At 65.4% G+C, this 19,790-nt stretch carries 15 protein-coding genes; 5 read left to right on the forward strand and 10 right to left on the reverse strand.

Going from position 1 to position 19,790, the window contains the following annotated elements; all coding sequences use genetic code 11:
• Nucleotides 1-85: 85 nt before the first annotated feature.
• The 5 genes from A5634_RS12105 to A5634_RS12120 all read right to left on the reverse strand — a co-directional run bounded on the left by A5634_RS12105 (nt 86) and on the right by A5634_RS12120 (nt 5,622).
• Nucleotides 86-577, reverse strand: coding sequence for a methylated-DNA--[protein]-cysteine S-methyltransferase (locus A5634_RS12105; protein ID WP_065144293.1), 492 nt, complete (start codon nt 575-577; stop codon nt 86-88).
• Nucleotides 574-2,064, reverse strand: a complete 1,491-nt coding sequence (locus tag A5634_RS12110) for a DNA-3-methyladenine glycosylase 2 family protein (RefSeq protein ID WP_065144294.1) — start codon at nt 2,062-2,064, stop codon at nt 574-576. The genes A5634_RS12105 and A5634_RS12110 overlap by 4 nt, the downstream gene beginning before the upstream one ends.
• A gap of 68 nt (nt 2,065-2,132) precedes the next feature.
• A complete protein-coding gene (locus tag A5634_RS28180; protein ID WP_155769502.1) occupies nt 2,133-2,270 on the reverse strand; it encodes a hypothetical protein in 138 nt (45 codons plus the stop codon).
• A gap of 31 nt (nt 2,271-2,301) precedes the next feature.
• Entirely contained in the window at nt 2,302-3,945 is a 1,644-nt protein-coding gene (locus A5634_RS12115; protein ID WP_065144295.1) for an adenylate/guanylate cyclase domain-containing protein, read from the reverse strand.
• Nucleotides 3,946-4,014: 69 nt separating this feature from the next.
• Nucleotides 4,015-5,622: an adenylate/guanylate cyclase domain-containing protein gene (locus A5634_RS12120; RefSeq protein WP_065144296.1), complete on the reverse strand. Its 1,608-nt coding sequence runs from the start codon at nt 5,620-5,622 to the stop codon at nt 4,015-4,017.
• Nucleotides 5,623-5,811: 189 nt separating this feature from the next.
• On the opposite strand from A5634_RS12120, the gene nucS reads away from it, so the two are divergent.
• Nucleotides 5,812-6,474 (forward strand): endonuclease NucS, encoded by a 663-nt coding sequence (gene nucS, locus A5634_RS12125; protein WP_065144353.1) that lies wholly within the window; start codon nt 5,812-5,814, stop codon nt 6,472-6,474.
• A 1-nt stretch (nt 6,475) separates the two neighbouring features.
• On the forward strand, nt 6,476-6,751 hold the full coding sequence (locus A5634_RS12130; protein WP_065144297.1) for a hypothetical protein: 276 nt from the start codon (nt 6,476-6,478) through the stop codon (nt 6,749-6,751).
• Here the strand turns inward: A5634_RS12130 and mce are convergent.
• Nucleotides 6,748-7,203 carry a methylmalonyl-CoA epimerase gene (mce, locus tag A5634_RS12135; RefSeq protein ID WP_065144298.1) on the reverse strand — a complete coding sequence of 152 codons (456 nt, stop codon included), beginning with the start codon at nt 7,201-7,203 and terminating at the stop codon, nt 6,748-6,750. The two genes, A5634_RS12130 and mce, sit on opposite strands and share 4 nt — an antisense overlap.
• Before the next feature lie 82 nt (nt 7,204-7,285).
• Between mce and A5634_RS12140 the strand changes: the two genes are divergently transcribed.
• Both A5634_RS12140 and A5634_RS12145 read left to right on the forward strand, forming a co-directional pair.
• The gene (locus A5634_RS12140) at nt 7,286-8,467 is read left to right on the forward strand and encodes an acetyl-CoA C-acetyltransferase (RefSeq protein WP_065144299.1); all 1,182 of its coding nucleotides are present in this window, start codon (nt 7,286-7,288) and stop codon (nt 8,465-8,467) included.
• 165 nt (nt 8,468-8,632) lie between these two features.
• Nucleotides 8,633-9,559 carry a tetratricopeptide repeat protein gene (locus A5634_RS12145; RefSeq protein WP_065144300.1) on the forward strand — a complete coding sequence of 309 codons (927 nt, stop codon included), beginning with the start codon at nt 8,633-8,635 and terminating at the stop codon, nt 9,557-9,559.
• A 34-nt stretch (nt 9,560-9,593) separates the two neighbouring features.
• On the opposite strand, the gene glgB is transcribed toward A5634_RS12145, so the two are convergent.
• Nucleotides 9,594-11,789, reverse strand: coding sequence for a 1,4-alpha-glucan branching protein GlgB (gene glgB / locus A5634_RS12150; protein WP_065144301.1), 2,196 nt, complete (start codon nt 11,787-11,789; stop codon nt 9,594-9,596).
• Between the two features lie 6 nt (nt 11,790-11,795).
• A complete protein-coding gene (locus A5634_RS12155) occupies nt 11,796-13,871 on the reverse strand; it encodes an alpha-1,4-glucan--maltose-1-phosphate maltosyltransferase (RefSeq protein ID WP_065144302.1) in 2,076 nt (691 codons plus the stop codon).
• Between the two features lie 307 nt (nt 13,872-14,178).
• Between A5634_RS12155 and glgP the strand changes: the two genes are divergently transcribed.
• Nucleotides 14,179-16,773, forward strand: coding sequence for an alpha-glucan family phosphorylase (gene glgP / locus A5634_RS12160; protein WP_065144303.1), 2,595 nt, complete (start codon nt 14,179-14,181; stop codon nt 16,771-16,773).
• Between the two features lie 347 nt (nt 16,774-17,120).
• Here glgP and A5634_RS28185 read toward each other — a convergent pair whose 3' ends face one another.
• Nucleotides 17,121-17,624 (reverse strand): hypothetical protein, encoded by a 504-nt coding sequence (locus A5634_RS28185; protein WP_155769503.1) that lies wholly within the window; start codon nt 17,622-17,624, stop codon nt 17,121-17,123.
• 168 nt (nt 17,625-17,792) lie between these two features.
• Entirely contained in the window at nt 17,793-19,778 is a 1,986-nt protein-coding gene (locus tag A5634_RS12165) for an ATP-dependent DNA helicase (RefSeq protein WP_065144304.1), read from the reverse strand.
• Nucleotides 19,779-19,790 lie beyond the last annotated feature (12 nt).

Here is a 19,790-nt window from a genome sequence, read left to right on the forward strand (position 1 = left end):
CCGCCACCTCATCGCCGACGAAAAGGCCCGCCAATCACCACCCCAAACCGCCGCGGCTTGACATAGGAGCTATTGCTCGCGCAACCTAGTCGAACAGCGTCAAAGCCACGCGGCGCTTCTCCAACGCCAATAGCGTTTGTTTGCGGTCAAGTCCGCCGCCATAACCGGTCAATTTTCCGCTCGCTCCGATAACCCGATGGCACGGTACGACAATGGCGATGGGATTGTGCCCGTTAGCCAATCCCACCGCGCGTGCCGCGCCGGGAGCGCCGATCTGAAGTGCAATTTCTCCGTATGACCGCGTTTCGCCGTAAGGAATGGTGAGCAGTGCTGACCAGACGCGGCGTTGAAATGCGGTGCCGCGCATGTCCATATCGATGTCGAAGTCGGCCAGATCGCCGGCGAAATAGGCGTCGAGTTGTTTGGCGGCATCGTCGAACGCGCTGGTATCCAGTGTCCAGTCGGCGCGACTCGGCTCATAGGTCTGATCGACCATCCGGAGATTTGTCAGGACCCCGTCCTGTCCGGCCAGGGTCAACGGACCGATTGGGCTGTCGATCGTGCGGTAACAAATCATGCGACATCCTCCTGGGGCGGCCATTGATTGACTGGATGTTTGAGCGTGGTCCACAGATGCTGGGTGGCGTAGGAGCGCCACGGCCGCCACCGGGTGCTGTGCCCGGCCAGCAGGCGTTCCTGCGCCGGCAGGCCCAGCTGCTTGGCGGCCAGCTTAAGGCCGAGGTCGCTGGCCGGAAACGCGTCGGGGTCGCCCAGAGCGCGCATGGCGATTACCTCGGCGGTCCACGGGCCGATGCCGGGCAATTCCAGCAATTGCCGTCGAGCCTGGGCCCAGTCACATCCCGCGTCGAGAGACACGCTGCCGTCGGCGAGCCCACCGATCAACACGCTCAAAGTCCGCTGGCGCGCCTTGGGGACGGCCAGATGAACCGGATCGATCTCGGCCAGTTGCGCCACCGAGGGGAACGCATGCGTCAATGCCCCCGCGGTGTCGGACACCGGTTCGCCGTAGGCGGCGACCAGCCGACCAGCATGGGTACGTGCGGCCTTGGTCGAAACCTGTTGCCCCAGTACCGCTCGCACGGCCAGCTCCGCTTCATCGACGGTGCGGGGGATCCGCTGCCCGGGGGCTTTGGCGACCACCGGCCCTAGGTCCGGGTCGGCGCCCAACGCCTCGACCACCGCTTCGGGGTCGGCATCGAGATCCAGCAGACGGCGGCAGCGAGCCGTCGCGGCCGCAAGGTCGCGAAGGTCGTCGAGCACCAGCACACAACGCACGTGATCGGGAGCCGGCGTCAGGCTGACTAGACCGTTGCCCGATGCGAGCCGCAGCGTGCGCCGAAAAGCCCCGTCACGGATTTCCTCACAGCCCGGCACCGCACTGGCAGCCAGATGACCGAACACACCCTCGTATGCGAACGGCGTCCGCACCGGCAATCGCAAGGTGAGCGTTCCCGGGGATGCAGTGCTGGATCCGAATCGTGTCATCGCTCGAGCGCGCAATGCCGTCGGCGTGCTGTCACACACCACCCGGACCGTGTCGTTGAACTGCCGGATGCTGGAAAAACCGGCAGCGAAGGCGACGTCCCCGAACGGCAAGTCGGTGGTCTCGATCAGGATGCGCGCGGTCTGCATCCGCTGAGCGCGGGCCAGCGCCAGCGGCCCGGCGCCGACCTCGGCCTGCAGCAGGCGCTCGACCTGCCGGGTTGTGTAGCCGAGGTGGCCGGCCAGACCGGTAACCCCTTCACGGTCCACGGTGCCGTCGGCGATCAGTCGCATCGCCCGCGCGACGGCATCGCCACGCACATTCCATTCGGGCGATCCCGGAGATGCATCCGGCCGGCACCGCTTGCACGCCCGAAAGCCCTCACGCTGCGCGGCCGCGGCCGTTGGCAGAAATCGCACGTTGCGCGCGAGCGGTGGCCGGACGGGACAACTGGGCCGACAGTAGATCCGCGTGGTTTTCACCGCGATCACGAACCAGCCGTCGAACCGGGCGTCCTTGGCTTGCACCGCCCGGTAGCAGCGTTCGAAATCTTCATGCACGTTTCAACAGTTACACCTGGGGGCCGACATGACTGGCGGAAAAGCGACATCAATGTTGGGACGGCCGACTAATCGCGTCCGTCCGGATCGCTGTCGTCCAACCGGGATCGATCGGCCCGAGTCGCCTTCACGCTGTAGGCGATGATCCCGAAAAAGACGACGATGACGGCGCCGTAGACGATGAAAGCCCACCCGCCGGAACCCATGGGCTAAGGGTACGCGCGCCGGCGCACGGAGTTACTTGCCGGACTTTGCGGGTTCGGCCGGTTCGGCCGGCGAGGCAAGCCGGGTGCGCTGGTCATGCCCGCGGAGTTTCACGTGTCGACCCAGGGTCCATCGGTCGCGTTCGTCCTCGCTGGCGCCCTCTAGGGTCTCCGCCGACGTCACCAATCTGCCGGGCCGGGATTTCGCCAGCTCGCACAGCCGCGCCGCCTCGTTCACCGGCTCGCCGATGACGGTGTATTCGAACCGTTCTTTGGCACCCACGTTTCCGGCGACAACGGTTCCCGCAGCCACGCCGATACCGGCCTGCAGCTCAGGCATTTCACTGGCAAGTCGGTCGGCGATCGCGCGGGCCGCGCCCAGCGCCTGGTCTTCCGGGCTCTCCAGATGGTTGGGTGCTCCGAAAATCGCCAGCGAGGCGTCGCCTTCGAATTTGTTCACCAGTCCGCAGTGGTTGTCGACTTCCTCGACGACGATCGTGAAGAACTGGTTGAGCAGGTGAACGACTTCCGAAGGGGGGCAGCTGGTCACCAACTTCGTGGATCCCACGATGTCGAGGAACACGACGGCGACGTGGCGTTCCTCGCCCCCGAGTTTGGGGCGTTCGCGTTCGGCGGCCAATGCGACCTCGCGCCCGACATGACGCCCGAACAGATCGCGGACGCGTTCGCGCTCGCGCAGCCCGTCGACCATCTTGTTGAAACCCCGCTGCAGTTCACCGAGTTCGGTGCCGTCGAACACGACGAGGTCGCCGCGCAGATCACCTTTCTCGACGCGCTTGAGCGCCGCGCGCACCACCCGCACCGGTGTGGCCGTCAGCCAGGCCAGGATCCACATCAGCATGAAGCCGAAGATCAGCGTGGCAATCGAGATGATCAGCACCCCGACCGCAAATTGGGTCATGGTCAGGTTCTGCAAGGCCATCTCGAAAATCGCCAGCAGACCGATGCCCACGACCGGAACGCCTGAGCCGAGCAGCCACACCATCATGGTTCGGCCCATGATCCCCGGTGCCATCCGCCGTGGCGGCGGTCCGGCTTCGAGCGCCTGAGCAGCCACCGGACGCAGGGCGAACTCGGTGAGCAGATAGCTGCCGGTGGAAACCAGCAGGCCGCAGAAGCTCACCGCCACCGCAAACCGGGGGACGAACATGATGTTGGCCATGCCGTAGAGGACGGTCAGCAGCACCGCACCGATGCCCCACAAAATGAGATGACCGATGGCCACCCGCCAGGGCGCCATGAAGGTGTTGCGCGCGTCTCTGGGGGTAGGTGCACGCTCCTCGATCGCCCAGCGCAGCGCCTCGACAGTGCCGCGGGTGATCGTGTAGGCCCCGACAATCAGCGCCAGGACGATGTAGGCCGGTCCCGCGATGAACGACACCCACAGCGGGGCGTCGCTGAACACGCTGGGCACCGGAACGGCGACCGTCACCAACAACACGGCTACGGCGATGCCGATCAGATTCGCCCCCACGATAAAGACGGTCATGATGACCTGGATGCGGACCCGGCGGCGGTGTTGATCTTCGGCCACCCGGCCGAGGAGCCAGGATCCGTACGCGGGAGTATCGGGTCGCCCGCTTTGACGGGTGACCCTTTCTAGGACCCGGCCCAGGCGCTGCGCGATGCTTGGCTTGGCGGCCGTATTGGGCGACATGGTGGCGTCAGCCTAATTCGTCGTAGCCGGTCCGGACTTAGTCGGGTGCATCATTGGCCGCCAGTCCGTTCAGCACGGATGCGCGAGCTGGGAGGGTTCCTCGTGTCCGCGCAGTGTCACAAAATCACCCAAACACCAACGGGCGCTTTCGCTTTCGCTGGCGTGCCGGACGGTAATCGCGTTCGCCAACAAGTTGCCGGGATGCGACTTCGCGAGTTCGCACAGCCGTGCTGCTTCGTTGACGGGCTCGCCGATCACGGTGTACTCGAACCGCTGTTTGGCGCCAACGTTGCCGGCCACCACCTGCCCTGCTGCCACTCCAATTCCGGCCCTGCACTCGGGCATTTCGTTGTCCAGGCGTTCGGCCATGGCGCGCGCGGCGGCCAGCGCCGCGTCCTCGGGGCAGTCGAGGCGAATCGGGGCGCCGAAGATGGCCAGCGACGCGTCCCCTTCGAATTTGTTGACCAGCCCGTGATACCGGTCCACCTCCTCGACGACGATGGTGAAGAACCGGTTAAGCAGGTCAACGACCTCGACCGGGGGGCGGCTGCGGACCAGCGTGGTGGAGCCGATGATGTCGACGAAGACGACGCCGACGTAGCGTTCCTCACCGCCCAGCTTGGGTCGCTCGCGTTCGGCGGCCGCGGCGACCTCCCGGCCGACGTGCCGGCCGAATAGGTCACGAATCCGCTCACGCTCGCGCAGCCCTTTCACCATTCTGTTGAATCCGCGTTGCAGTTCGCCGAGTTCGGTGCCGTCGAACACCACCAAGTCGCCACGCAAATCTCCCTGCTCCACCCGCTCGAGCGCCGCGCGCACCACCCGAACCGGCGTGGCAGTCAGCCACGACATGATCCACATCACCAGGGACCCGAAGATGATTGCCGTCACGGAGATGATCAGCACCGCGACGCCGAGCTGGGTTTCGGTCAGATCCTTTACCAGCAGCGCGAACAGCGCCGTCAGGGCAAGCCCGGCGAGCGGCGCGCCCGAACCCATCGTCCACACCGTCATCGTTCGGCCCATCACGCCCGGAGCGAACCGTCGGGTCGTCAAACCAGCCTCCAGCACCTGGGCGGCTGCCGGTCGCAGCGCGAACTCGGTGAACAGATAGCTGTTGGTGGCCACGGTGAGGCCGCAGATCAAGATGGTGAACAAGACGATCGGGATGAACAGGTCATTGGAGATGCCGTAGAGCACCGCGAGCAATATCGCCCCGACGTCCCAAAGCGCGACGTGGACGAGGGCCACCCGGAACGGGGCCAGCACGGTGTTGCGTCCGTCAATTCGGTTGGGAGCGCGGCCTTCGATCATCCAGCGGGTCGCCACCGTGACGATTCGCGTGGTGATCCAGAAGGTACCCACTGCCAGTGCGACGATCGCGTAGGCCGGGGCGACGCCGTAGGTTACCCAGCGCGGCGCTTCCCGGTAGATGTTGGGCTCTGGGAAAGCAAAGCTCAGCAGCACCAGCACGACACCGATGCTGGTTAGATTCGCCAGCACGATGTAGAGGCTGGCGATGAGCTTGACGCGCCGCAGCCGCCGCTGCGGACTTTCCGAGTCCCGACCGAGCAGCCAGGAGCCGTACTCCGGAGTCCCGGACAGCCGGCCGCTCTGACGGGTCAACGTCTCGAGCACCCGGCCCATTCGGTGCGCCATCGTGTTGTTCGACGACATGGTGGCGCAAGCCTAATTCGTCCTGCCTGCCCCGGGGCTGAATTTTTCGACGCCTGAAGGTGCGCCGGTCAACCAACTCCGGCGGACTCGCGAGGCGAAACCAGCCGCGTTGCCCGACTGCTGGACCGTCGTCTTCTCGCCGACATGGCGGCGGGGCACGGCCTTCTTGCAGGCTCTAAGGTAGTGCGGGTGCGTCTCGTCATTGCCCAATGCACCGTCGATTACGTGGGTCGGCTGACCGCACATCTACCCTCCGCGCGCCGGCTGCTGTTGTTCAAGGCAGACGGTTCGGTCAGCGTGCACGCCGACGACCGCGCCTACAAGCCGCTCAATTGGATGAGCCCGCCGTGCCGGCTGACCGAAGAACCGGGTGCGGTCTGGGTGGTGGAGAACAAGGCCGGTGAACAACTGCGGATCACGGTCGAGGCCATCGAGCACGACTCCACCCACGATCTCGGCATCGACCCGGGGCTGGTCAAGGATGGCGTGGAGGCGCATCTGCAGGCGTTGCTTGCCGAGCACGTTCAGCTGCTGGGCGAGGGATATACGTTGGTGCGTCGCGAGTACATGACCGCGATCGGACCCGTCGATCTGCTGTGCCGGGATGAACGGGGTGGTTCGGTCGCGGTGGAAATCAAGCGGCGCGGCGAGATCGACGGCGTGGAGCAACTCACTCGCTACCTCGAATTGCTCAACCGCGACACCCTTCTCGCGCCCGTAAAGGGAGTGTTCGCCGCCCAGCAGATCAAACCGCAAGCCCGAACGTTGGCGGTTGATCGTGGCATCCGTTGTCTGACACTGGATTACGACAAGATGCGTGGCATGGACAGCGACGAGTACCGGCTGTTTTGAGATGACCCGGCGGCGCAGACCAGCACCCCGGCTCCCGTTGCCGCAGCGCGTGGAAACCGGGCCCGACGGCTACGAGTACGAAGTGCGCCCGGTGGCCGCGGCGCGCGCCGTCAAGACCTACCGCTGTCCTGGGTGTGATCACGAAATCCGTTCGGGCACCGCGCATGTGGTGGTCTTACCGATCGGAACAGCGGATGCCGTGGCCGATCGGCGGCACTGGCACACGCCGTGCTGGGCCAACCGCGGCAACCGCGGTCCCACCCGAAAGTGGTCTTAGCTGGCGGGTTGGACCAATTCGATCAGGACACCGCCGGCGTCCTTGGGGTGAATGAAGTTGATCCGCGAGTTCGCGGTGCCGCGCCGAGGAGAGTCATAGACCAAGCGCACACCCTGTGCCCGCAACTTCTCGCACATGGCGTCCAGGTCGCTGATCCGGCACGCCAGCTGCTGGATACCCGGCCCGCGCTTGTCGATGAACTTGGCGATCACCGACGTTTCGTCCAGGGCGGCCATCAGCTGAATCTGGGCGCTGGTGCCTGGCACCGCCAGCATCGCCTCGCGGATGCCCTGGTCGTCGTTGATTTCTTCGTGCACCAGGATCATGCCCAGGTGGTCGTTGTACCACTCGATCGCGGCGTCCAAGTCGGCGACCGCAATGCCGACATGATCGAGCCCGGTAACTAGCGATGTGGCGAGAACCTGACGGGCGTCAACTTGATCAGTCGTCATTACATAACGGTAACCTCATAAGAAAGAATTCGCTTCTCCGGGTTGGTCCGATCGACCGTTCCCGAGCGTTCTAGGAGGTTTGATGACGACGTCGGTGATCGTTGCTGGAGCACGGACACCCATTGGCAAATTGATGGGTTCGCTGAAGGATTTCAGCGCCAGTGATCTGGGCGCCATCGCGATCGAAGCCGCGCTGGAAAAGGCCAATCTGCCGGCCTCGGCGGTCGAGTACGTGATCATGGGCCAGGTGCTCACGGCGGGTGCCGGCCAGATGCCCGCGCGGCAGTCCGCGGTCGCGGCCGGCATCGGCTGGGATGTCCCCGCACTGACCATCAACAAGATGTGCCTGTCCGGGATCGACGCCATCGCCCTTGCTGACCAGCTCATTCGCGCCGGCGAGTTCGACGTGGTGGTCGCAGGCGGGCAGGAATCGATGACCAAGGCGCCCCACCTGCTGATGGATAGCCGAGCCGGCTACAAGTACGGCGATGTCACGGTGCGTGACCACATGGCCTACGACGGGTTGCACGACGTTTTCACCGATCAGCCGATGGGCGCGCTTACCGAGCAGCGCAACGACGTCGACAAGTTCACCCGCCAGCAGCAGGACGAATACGCTGCCCAGTCGCACCAGAAGGCGGCCGCGGCCTGGAAGGACGGTGTCTTTGCCGACGAGGTCGTTCCGGTGAGCATCCCGCAGCGCAAAGGTGATCCGCTGCAGTTCAGCGAGGACGAGGGCATCCGCGCCAACACCACCGCCGACTCGCTGGCCGGCCTCAAACCGGCATTCCGCAAGGACGGCACCATCACCGCCGGCTCGGCCTCGCAGATCTCTGACGGCGCCGCCGCGGTAGTGGTCATGAACAAGGAAAAAGCCCAGGAAATGGGACTGACGTGGCTGGTCGAGATCGGTGCGCACGGCGTCGTGGCGGGCCCGGATTCCACGCTGCAGTCGCAGCCCGCCAACGCCATCAAGAAGGCGCTCGACCGGGAGGGCATCTCGGCTGAGCAGCTCGACGTGGTGGAGATCAACGAAGCGTTCGCGGCGGTTGCTCTGGCCTCCACCAAAGAACTCGGGGTGGACCCCGAGATCGTCAACGTCAACGGCGGCGCCATTGCCGTCGGGCACCCCATCGGCATGTCTGGTGCCCGCATCACGCTGCACGTCGCGCTGGAATTGGCGCGCCGCGGCAGCGGTTATGGCGTTGCGGCCCTGTGCGGTGCCGGCGGCCAGGGCGATGCGCTGATCCTGCGGGCCGGGTGACCGGTCGTCGAATTTGCTGGCGCGACCATTTTCGAGACCATTGGCGTCACTTGTGAGATTAGTCATATCCACCGGTCGAAGGCCGTCCCGGCGAATTCCGGCGCCTTTATTCGCTCCTAGGAGGTCGCCGCGAGCGAACCGGCGCGGCGTGACAGACTTGGTTGCGTGACACGTCCTCGGCCTTCCGTCGGGCCCGCGTTGGCCGGTGCGGTCGACCTGTCGGGCCTCAAACAGCGCGCTCAGCAGACCTCGGCCGGCCCCGCCCCCCGCGGGCCGTCGACCGAGCCCGGTGCCCCGGGCGGGCCGGAGATCATTCAGGTCACCGAGGACAACTTCGAAGAGGCGGTCATCAACCGCTCCGACGAGGTGTTGGTCGTGGTCTTGTTGTGGTCGCCGCGCAGTGAGCTCTGCGTCGAGCTCCTCGAGACGCTGTCCACCCTGGCCGCCGAGGATGGCGGCAAGTGGGCGCTGGCCGCCGCCAACGTCGACGCCGCGCCCGGTATAGCCCGGGCTTTCGGCGTGCAGGCCGTCCCCACCGTGGTGGCTTTGGCTGCCGCACGGCCACTTTCGAGCTTCGAGGGTCCACAACCCGCGGACCAGTTGCGGGTTTGGTTGGACAAGCTGCTCGCGGCAACGGAAGGAAAACTGCGGGGCCCGTCGGGATCGGGACAGCCAGAGGAAGTCGACCCGGTGCTCGCCGGCGCCCGTGAGGCGCTCGAGGCGGGCGACTTCGCGGCGGCGAGGGAGTCGTACCAGGCGATCCTGGAGGCCGACCCGGGCAGCGCGGAAGCCAAGGGGGCCATCCGCCAGATCGAATTTCTCACCCGCGCAACCGCGCAGCGCCCAGATGCGGTCGAGGTTGCCGACGCGGCACCCCACGACGTCGAGGCCGCTTTCGCGGCCGCCGACCTACAGATCCTGAACCAGGATGTCACCGCCGCATTCGAACGCCTGACCGCTTTGGTGCGCCGCACCGCCGGTGACGAGCGCACCAAGGTGCGCACCCGCCTGATCGAGCTGTTCGAGCTGTTCGACCCTGCCGATCCCGAAGTGGTCGCCGCCCGTCGCAACCTCGCCAACGCGCTGTACTGACGCCCCTGGCGCGCGAGGACCGAGGAACCAGCCTCTACTCAGGTTCCAGCCAGATCGCTGAGTTCGGCGGCAGCACCAACACCGCAGACGCCCGGCGGCCGTGCCACGGGTCGTCGGTGGCGTCGACGCCGCCCAGATTGCCCTTTCCGGAGCCGTTGTAGATCGAAGCGTCGGTGTTGAGCACTTCCCGCCAGCGGCCGGCCTGCGGCAGGCCCAATCGGTAGTTGCTGTGTTCGGCTCCGGCGAAGTTGAACACGCACGCCAGCATCGACCCATCGCTGCCGTAACGCAGGAAGCTCAACACGTTGTTGGCCGAGTCGTTGGCGTCGATCCACGAATAGCCGTCGGGGGTGGTGTCTTGGCTCCACAGCGCCGGATGGCTGGCGTAGATCCCGTTGATGTCGCGCACCAGACGCAGGACACCGTTGGAGAAGCCATGCTCGTCGAGCTGCCACCAATCCAAGCCGCGTTCTTCTGACCATTCGGCGCGTTGGCCGAATTCCTGGCCCATGAACATCAGTTGCTTGCCTGGGTGCGCCCACTGGTAGGCCAGCAGACTGCGCAACCCGGCGGCCTTGGCGTGATTGTCGCCTGGCATGCGCCCCCACAGGGTGCCTTTGCCGTGCACCACCTCGTCGTGGCTGAGCGGCAGCACGAAATTTTCGCTGAACGCATACAGCAACGAGAACGTCATCTCGTGGTGGTGATAGTTGCGGTAGATCGGGTCGCGACTGAAGTAGTCGAGGGTGTCGTGCATCCAGCCCATGTTCCACTTCATCGAAAACCCAAGTCCGCCAAGGTTGGTCGGTCGGGTAACGCCCGGCCAGGAGGTCGACTCCTCGGCGATGGTGACGATGCCCGGAGCCGCCTTGTGCGCCGTGGCATTCATCTCCTGCAGGAACTGCACGGCCTCCAGGTTTTCCCGGCCGCCATAGATGTTCGGCGTCCAGCCGCCTTCCGGGCGCGAGTAGTCCAGGTAGAGCATCGAGGCGACCGCGTCCACCCGCAGCCCGTCCATGTGGAACTCCTGCAGCCAGAACAACGCGTTGGCCACCAGGAAGTTCCGCACCTCGGCCCGGCCGAAGTCGAAAACGTAAGTGCCCCAATCTAATTGTTCGCCACGTTTGGGGTCGGAATGCTCGTATAGCGGCGTGCCGTCGAACCGGCCCAACGCCCAGGCGTCCTTCGGGAAATGGGCAGGTACCCAGTCCACGATCACGCCGATGTCGGCCTGGTGCAGGGCGTCGACCAGCTCACGGAACTCGTCGGGCGTACCGAAGCGAGACGACGGCGCGTAATACGACGTGACCTGGTACCCCCACGATCCGCCGAACGGGTGCTCGGCCACCGGCAGCAGCTCGACGTGGGTAAAGCCTTGCTCCACAACATATTCCGTCAGCTCCTTGGCGAGCTGACGGTAGTTGAGTCCAGGACGCCACGAGCCGAGGTGTACCTCGTAGGTGCTCATCGGCTCGAACACCGGGTTGCGCTGGGCGCGCTGCGTCATCCAGGCGTCGTCCGCCCAGGTGTAATCGCTCACCGTCACTCGCGAAGCCGTGTGCGGCGGCACCTCGGTGGCGAAGGCGAACGGATCGGCGCGTTCGGACACGACGCCGTCTGCGCCGTGCACCCGGAACTTGTACAGGCCGTCGAGCGGAAAGTCCGGCCAGAACAGTTCCCACACTCCCGAAGAGCCCAGCACCCGCATTGGAGCGTCATTGCCCGTCCACCCGTTGAACTCGCCGATCAGGCTGACGCCCTTGGCGTTCGGCGCCCAGACGGCGAAGGACACGCCGTTCACCTCACCATCGGGCGTGCTGAACGAGCGGGGATGGGCGCCGAGGACTTCCCAGAGCCGTTCATGGCGGCCCTCAGCGAATAGGTGCAGATCGACCTCGCCCAGTGTGGGCAGGAATCGGTATGCGTCGGCGACGGTGTACGGGTCTGAGCCGTCATAGGTCACCTCGAGCCGGTAGTCGACGAGATCGACGAACGGCAGCGCGACCGCGAAAACACCGGAATCGACGTGTTGTAGCGGCAGCCGCTCCGAACCCACCACCGCGACGACGCTGGACGCATGCGGACGAAATGCCCGAATGACGGTGTGGTCGCCGTATTCGTGGGCCCCGAGGATGCCGTGCGGATTGTGGTGGGTGCCCGATGTCAGGCGTGCCACCTCGGCGGCGTCGGGTGCCAGATCCGTCTTAGCGATTTGGTCGGCGCGATTCACTTGCCCTCACCTCCTGCGCAGCAGCTTGGTTCGAGATTCGGCGGGTATGGACGGCATGTTGATGATGTGAGCGACTGCTCGACCCGGGTCGATGCGGATGTAATTGGCCTGCCCCCATTGGTATTCCTCACCGGTGATCTCGTCGCGCACCCAGAAGCGTTCGTAAGGCTCCATACCCAACGCCTCCATGTCCAACCACAGCGTTGCTTCTTCGGGCCCGAACGCGTTGATGGTGACCACCACCAGCACGCAGTCGCCGGTGGCCGCGTCGAACTTGCTGTACGCCAGCAGCGCGTCGTTGTCCACGTTGTGGAAGTGCATGGTGCGCAGCTGTTGCAGAGCAGGATGCAGCCGGCGAATTTCGTTGAGCCGTTTGATGAACGGCTCCAGTGACTTGCCTTCGGCGAGCGCGCCGGCGAAATCGCGGGGACGCAATTCGTACTTCTCCGAATCCAGGTACTCCTCGCTGCCCTCACGCACCGCCTTGTGCTCGAACAGCTCGTAACCGGAATACACCCCCCAGGCCGGACTCATCGTCGCCGCCAGCACCGCGCGGATCGCGAACATGCCCGGGCCATGGTGCTGTAGGACCTCGTGCAGGATGTCGGGAGTGTTGACGAACAAGTTCGGCGTGCGGAAGTCGGCGAGGGCGGCGATGTCGTTGCCGAACTCGGTGAGCTCCCATTTGGCGGTTCGCCAGGTGAAATAGCTGTAGGACTGGGTGAAGCCCAGTTTGGCCAAGCCGTACTGCCGCGCCGGCGGAGTGAACGCCTCGGAGAGGAACAACACCTCAGGGTCGAGGGCCTTCACCCGACCGATCAGCCAAGCCCAGAAGTCCGGTGGCTTGGTGTGTGGGTTGTCGACCCGAAAGACCTTGACGCCGTGATCGATCCAGTGCCGGACCACGCGCAGCACCTCGTCGTAGAGACCGGCGGGGTCGTTGTCGAAGTTGAGCGGATAGATGTCCTGGTACTTTTTCGGCGGGTTCTCCGCGTAGGCGATGGTGCCGTCGGGCAGTTCGGTGAACCAGTTGCGGTGCTCGCGCGCCCACGGATGGTCCGGCGCGCACTGCAGTGCCAGGTCCAGCGCCACCTCCATGCCGAATTCTTTTGTGGCGGAGACGAAGTCATCGAAGTCATCAATGGTGCCCAGGTCGGGATGGACGGCGTCGTGGCCGCCCTCGGCGCTGCCAATCGCCCAGGGTGAACCGACGTCTCCGGGTGCGGCGGTGGGATTATTGTTGCGGCCCTTGCGATGCACTTTCCCGATCGGGTGGATGGGCGGCAGGTAGACCACGTCGAAGCCCATCTCGGCGATCCGGGGAAGTTCAGCCGTCGCAGTGGCGAAGGTGCCGTGCACGGGGTTCCCATCGGAGTCCCAGCCGCCGGTAGACCGGGGAAAGAGTTCGTACCACGAACCGAAGCGAGCCAGCGGCCGATCCACCCAGACGTCGTACTGCTCGCCGTTTGTGACCAGCTCCCGCAGCGGATACCGACTGAGAAGTTTCTCGACCTCGGGAGCCAGCGCCAACGCGGTTCGGGTCAACGGGTCACCCGGTGTCTTCAGCGCGGTGGCGGCATCTAGTAGTGCGCTGCGCTCTTGCCGCGGCACTTCAGCCGCGGCTCGTTCGAACAAGCCGGCGCCGACCAGAAGATCATTGGATAGCTCCTTTTCGCCTTGACCCGCATCAAGTTTCGCGATCACCCCGTGCCGCCAGGAGTGAATCGGATCGCCCCAACCCTCGACTCGGTAGCTCCACAAGCCCACCCGGTCTGGGACGAACTGCCCGTGGAATACGAACGGTTCCAGGCCCACAAACATGGGAGACATGGAAGATGAATGCCCTGGCCCGGCCTGCTGGGAGGCTTGCGCGGCGTCTGGCTCCCGGGTCCTGCGGCCGCCGCAGACCTGCGGGTAGCGGGTTCCGAGGTAGCGCACCACCAATGTGGCGGCGACGGCTTCGTGTCCCTCGCGCCACACCGCGGCGCGGACTGGAACTACCTCGCCGACCACCGCTTTGGCCGGATACGTGCCACAAGAGACGACGGGCTGAACGTCATCGATCTCGATACGACCGGGCACCAATCACTCCGTTTCGATCGCCCGGCTGCGCCACGGCCTCGAGTCCAGGTCGCGTCGTCGCCGGGAGCGTTTCGGTTGCCGGCTCCTGCAACCCAGACCTGCGGGCCGCACCGTCGCCGGGAACATTCCTAGGCTTGCACCCCGGGCGGCCGCGTTGTCGTCATCGGGGTGTAGATCTCCCTCTGTTCGCCTCTTGCGCCCATACCCACCCTAGTGTCCGGCTACACCGCAGGGTGCTGAAGCGCACTCCCTATGCGGTCGCTGTGGAACGCTGCGCGCAGCGAAATTCGCAGTAAGGTTGAGTTGCGTGAAGGCCCTTCGCCGCTTTAACGTCCGCGCTCACCTTCCCGATCGTCTCGCCGCGCTCGACCAGCTGTCGACGAACCTGCGCTGGTCATGGGAGAAACCCACCCAGGATCTGTTCGCCACTATCGACCCCGACCTGTGGTCGAAGTGCGGCAAAGATCCAGTGGCAGTGCTCGGTGCGGTCAAACCCAGCCGCCTCGACGAACTGGCGCTCGACGAGGAATTTCTGCGTCGCCTCGACGAACTCGCCGCCGATTTGGACGACTATCTGCGTCGTCCGCTCTGGTATCAGCAGCAGGAGGCGGACGGTGTTGCCATGCCGACCGGGATCGCCTACTTCTCGATGGAGTTCGGCGTGGCCGAGGTGCTGCCGAATTACTCTGGCGGCCTCGGGATTTTGGCCGGCGACCATCTGAAGGCGGCGTCTGACCTGGGGCTACCGCTGATCGCGGTCGGCCTGTACTACCGCTCGGGCTACTTCCGGCAGTCCCTGACCGCCGACGGCTGGCAGCAGGAGACCTACCCGTCGCTGGACCCCCAGGGTCTGCCGTTGCGGTTGCTCACCGACGCTACCGGCGATCCGGTGCTGGTGGAGCTGGCGCTACCGGATGCTGCGCAGCTGCGGGCACGGATCTGGGTGGCACAGGTGGGCCGCGTGCCGCTGCTGCTGCTCGACTCCGATGTGCCGGAGAACGAACATGACCTGCGCAGCGTCACCGACCGTCTATACGGCGGCGATCAGGAACATCGCATCAGGCAGGAAATCTTGGCCGGCGTCGGCGGCGTGCGGGCGATCCGGGCGTTCACCTCCATCGAGGGACGCCCGGCCCCCGAGGTGTTCCATATGAACGAGGGGCACGCCGGCTTCCTGGGCGTGGAGCGGATCCGGGAACTCGTCCGAGACGGATTGGACTTTGACACTGCGTTGACCGTGGTGCGTTCCAGCACCGTGTTCACCACCCACACGCCGGTGCCTGCCGGAATCGACCGCTTTCCAGTGGAAATGGTGCAGCGATACTTCGACGACGAAGATGACGCCGGTGTGTCCGCGCTGTTGCCGGGGGTGCCGGCCCAGCGTGTCCTTGCGCTGGGTGTCGAGGACGACCCGGAAAAGTTCAACATGGCCCACATGGGACTGCGATTGGCGCAGCGGGCCAACGGTGTCTCGCTGCTACACGGCCGAGTGAGTCGGGCCATGTTCAACGAACTGTGGCCGGGATTCGACCGCGCCGAAGTGCCGATCGGGTCGATCACCAACGGCGTGCACGCACGCACCTGGGCCGCTCCGCAGTGGCTGGAACTGGGTCGTGAGTTGGCAGGATCGGATTCGTTCAGCGAGCCTGCCGTGTGGCTACGGCTGCAGCAGGTCGACTCCAACTATCTGTGGTCGATCCGCTCTCAGCTGCGCGCGCTGCTGGTCGAGGACGTGCGTGCGCGGCTGCGCCAGTCATGGCTGGAACGCGGCGCGTCGGATGCTGAATTGGGTTGGATAACAACGGCATTCGATCCGAATGTACTTACCGTCGGGTTTGCCCGGCGAGTTCCGACCTACAAGCGGCTGACCCTGATGCTGCGCGACCCGCAGCGGCTGCAGCGGTTGCTGCTCGATGCGGACCGGCCGATTCAGCTGATCGTCGCGGGCAAGTCACATCCCGCCGACGACGGCGGCAAGGCGCTGATCCAGCAGGTGGTGCGGTTCGCCGACCGCCCGGAGGTCCGGCACCGCATCGCGTTTTTGCCCAACTACGACATGTCGATGGCCAGGTTGCTCTACTGGGGCTGTGACGTCTGGTTGAACAACCCGCTGCGGCCGTTGGAAGCTTGTGGCACGTCGGGCATGAAGAGCGCGCTCAACGGCGGGCTAAATCTGTCGATTCGCGACGGCTGGTGGGATGAGTGGTACGACGGCGAAAACGGTTGGGAGATACCGTCTGCCGATGGGGTCGCGAGTGAGGAGCGGCGCGACGACCTGGAGGCCAGCGCGCTCTACAACCTGCTCGAGCAGGCGGTGACGCCGAAGTTCTACGAACGCGACGAGCGTGGGGTGCCGCCGCGTTGGATCGAGATGGTGCGCCACACTTTGCAGACGCTGGGCCCGAAGGTACTGGCATCCCGGATGGTCACCGACTACGTCGAGCAGTATTACTTGCCGGCGGCGCGCTCGCTGCGCAACACCGTCGCCGCGCCGGATGGCGGCAGCGAGTTCGACGCGGCCCGGGAGTTGACCGCCTACCGGCGACGCGCGGAGGCGGCGTGGCCCCAGATCGACATCACCGACGTCGACAGCACAGGCCTGCCAGACACTCCGTTGCTGGGGTCGAAGCTGACGCTGACCGCCACCGTGCAGCTCGCCGGGCTGTCCCCCGACGAGGTGACGGTGCAGGCGGTGCTGGGCAGAGTCGATGCCGGCGACGAGTTGCTGGATCCGCTCACCGTCCAGATGACCTACACCGGCAGTGCCGAGGGGGGTAACCAAGTCTTTTCGGCGACGACGCCGCTGCCGCTGGCCGGGGCGCTGGGGTACACGGTCCGGGTGTTGCCGCGCCATCCGATGCTGGCTGACAGCGCCGAACTCGGCCTGGTGACCCTGGCCTAGTTACTCCCGGCGCTACCGCGACTCCACCCCAGTTCGCGCGAAACACGCACAGTAGCAACAACATTCAAGAAACCATCGGGAAGTGGAACCCGATAACCGCTGGCTGGGCACGTTGTCAGATCCAGCAGGCGCAATCACCACTAACAGGCGAATCCGAACTTCAAAACACCCCGCAAAGACGGCCGATCAAATTTTAAGTGAGACTAGTTCAGGCTTCGTCCTGCAGAGCGAGCCTGCGGCGATGAGCGGCCCATTGTTGTTTCTGTCGGCCGCAGTCATCCTCGATGCGTTGTCTTGCCCCCGCCGGGATGTTCTTGCCGTGCTCGGGGTGCTCGTCGATGGGTCGCTCACACCTTGGGTAACCAGCCCGACCCTGCGGGTGACAACACAAAACCCCGTCCCTGAGCGTCCTTACACGCTGTCATCTTTGCATCGTCCACTCCGCAAATTACCCCGCTGAGCGTGATGGAATGAAACGGAGGAAGCGTCTTCACCTGCTGGCCGTGCACAACGCCTGATATCGGTCCTTCAGTGGTTTTCTTCAATCCTGTGTCGGTACCGATCCAATTCACCTCATTCAACCCACTGGCAGGAGGAATCGCCGGCAGATTATTTCCGCTGCATTGGGCCGCCCCAATGGGAAAATTGCACGTGATGCCGTCGGGAGTAAGGAAATATATCTCTGAACTGGGGTGTCCTGGTGTGGTCGTGTTGATCCGGTAGTCGGCGATATTGACTGGTGTGTAACGGCTGATGTCGGGGAATTTTGAGGGTTCAGCGTGTGCGGTGCACGCGCTGAGCGCAGCGGCGAGGACCGCGCCAACGGCGAGGGCGAGAGCCTTATCGGTCATGTCAGCCGCTGCCCACACGCACTTCCGTGTTTCCTGAGGTGCCCGTTGAACCCGGCGCGTACTGGCTTTCCCTGAACCTCGCGGAAGCTGAGTTCTCCGAAGCTGTCGCGGCTGAGTCCGACAGCTGCCTTACAGTCGCTCTAGCTCACAACCGTAGGCACCGGTTCGCTAGTGTGCGGCGTCTTCTTGCGCCAACCGGGTCAGGGCCGCACGCACCTGTTCGGCGTTGGTGGTCTGCCAGAACGGCGGCAGCGAGGCGCGCAGATAGTCGCCGTAGCGGGCGGTGACCATCCGCGAGTCCAGCACCGCGACCACACCGCGGTCGGTGACCCGACGCAGCAGCCGGCCCGACCCCTGCGCCAGCAACAGCGCCGCGTGGCTCGCCGCTACTGCCATGAAACCGTTGCCGCCGGCCGCGGCCACCGCACGTTGGCGGGCACTCAACAGCGGGTCGTCGGGGCGGGGAAACGGGATGCGGTCGATCAGCACCAACGACAGCGACGGCCCCGGCACGTCGACGCCCTGCCACAGCGACAGCGTGCCGAACAGCGAGGTCGCGGGGTCCTCGGCGAACTGTTCGACCAACGCCGAGGTGCTGTCGTCGCCCTGGCACAGCACCGGAGTGGCCAGCCGGTCGCGCATGGCATCGGCCGCCGCGCGAGCTGCGCGCATCGACGAGAACAGCCCCAGCGTGCGGCCGCCGGCCGCGGTGACGAGTTCGGCGATCTCGGCCAACTGCTCAGCCGATCCGCTGCTATCGCGACCGGGTGGCGGCAGGTGCGCGGCGATGTAGAGGATCCCCGATTTGGCGTGCTGGAACGGTGATCCCACGTCGAGGCCGCGCCAGGGCACCTCGAGGCCGCTCAGCCCCCAGGCCGCGGCCATCGAGTCGAAGGTCCCGCCCACCGTCAGCGTCGCCGACGTCAGCACCGTCGTAGAACGGGAAAACACTTGGCTGGCCAGCAACCCGGCCACCGACAACGGAGCCACCCGTAGCACGGCGCGCGGTGAACCGCGGTTGTCCTCCTGATCCAGCCAGACGATGTCGCTGCGCTCGGGGATGGCCGGTCCGAATGAGTCCAGGACGCGGGCGGCGGTGTCGGCGATCTCGATCAACGCCGCGGCCGCTTCCGCGCGCGCGGCGGCGGCGCGCGCATCACTCGTGCCTTCGATGGCCGACCGAGCGGCGTTGGCTGCATCGCGCAGCGCAGTCAGATACGTCGCCAACTCGTCGTCGAGATAGTCGATGCGGCCGGGCTGCGCGTCGTGGATCGCCGAGGAGAAGGTCGCCGTCGCGGCCTCGAGCCGCTGCACCAACTCCGGATTCACCAGACGCGTGATGCGGCGCACGGCAACACCCAACGTTGCCGAGGTCAACTCCGCGGTGGCTACCGAGGTGACGCGGTCGGCCAACTCGTGCGCTTCGTCGACCACCAGCAGCGTGTGTTCCGGCAATATCGCCGAGTCCGAAACCGCGTCGATTGCCAGCAGTGCGTGATTGGTGACGACGACGTCGACGTTGCCGGCGCGTGCCCGAGCCCGCTCCGAGAAGCACTCGGTACCGAACGAGCAACGGGCGACCCCGATGCATTCCCGCGCGGACACGCTGACTTGCGACCAGGATCGGTCCGGTACGCCGGGTTTGAGGTCGTCCCGGTCACCGGAATCGGTTGAGGCGGACCATTCGGTGAGGCGTTGCACATCGCGGCCCAGCGCGGTGACAGCCATCGGATTGAACAGCTCTTCCTGAGGCCGGCCATCGGCGTCGTCGTCGCCGCCACCGTTATGAATCTTGTTCAAGCACAGGTAATTTCGGCGTCCTTTGAGTAACGCGAACTTCGGCTGGCGGGGCAGCGAGTCGGCCAGCGAGTCGGCCAGGCGGGGCAGATCACGATCGACGAGTTGGCGTTGCAGCGCGATAGTCGCGGTGGACACCACTACGGGCGCGTCGTCTCGGACCGCGCGCACGATCGCCGGAACCAGATACGCCAACGACTTGCCGGTGCCGGTACCGGCTTGCACGACAAGGTGTTCGCCGGTGTCGAAAGACTGCGCGACCGCGGTGGCCATCTCTACCTGTCCGTGTCGTTCGCTGCCGCCCAGCGCCGCTACCGCGGTGGCCAGCAGCGCCGGGACGGACTCAGAGGCGGACAACGTGCGATTTCT

The sequence above is a fragment of the Mycobacterium asiaticum genome, from assembly GCF_001673365.1.
GTDB lineage: Bacteria > Actinomycetota > Actinomycetes > Mycobacteriales > Mycobacteriaceae > Mycobacterium > Mycobacterium asiaticum_A.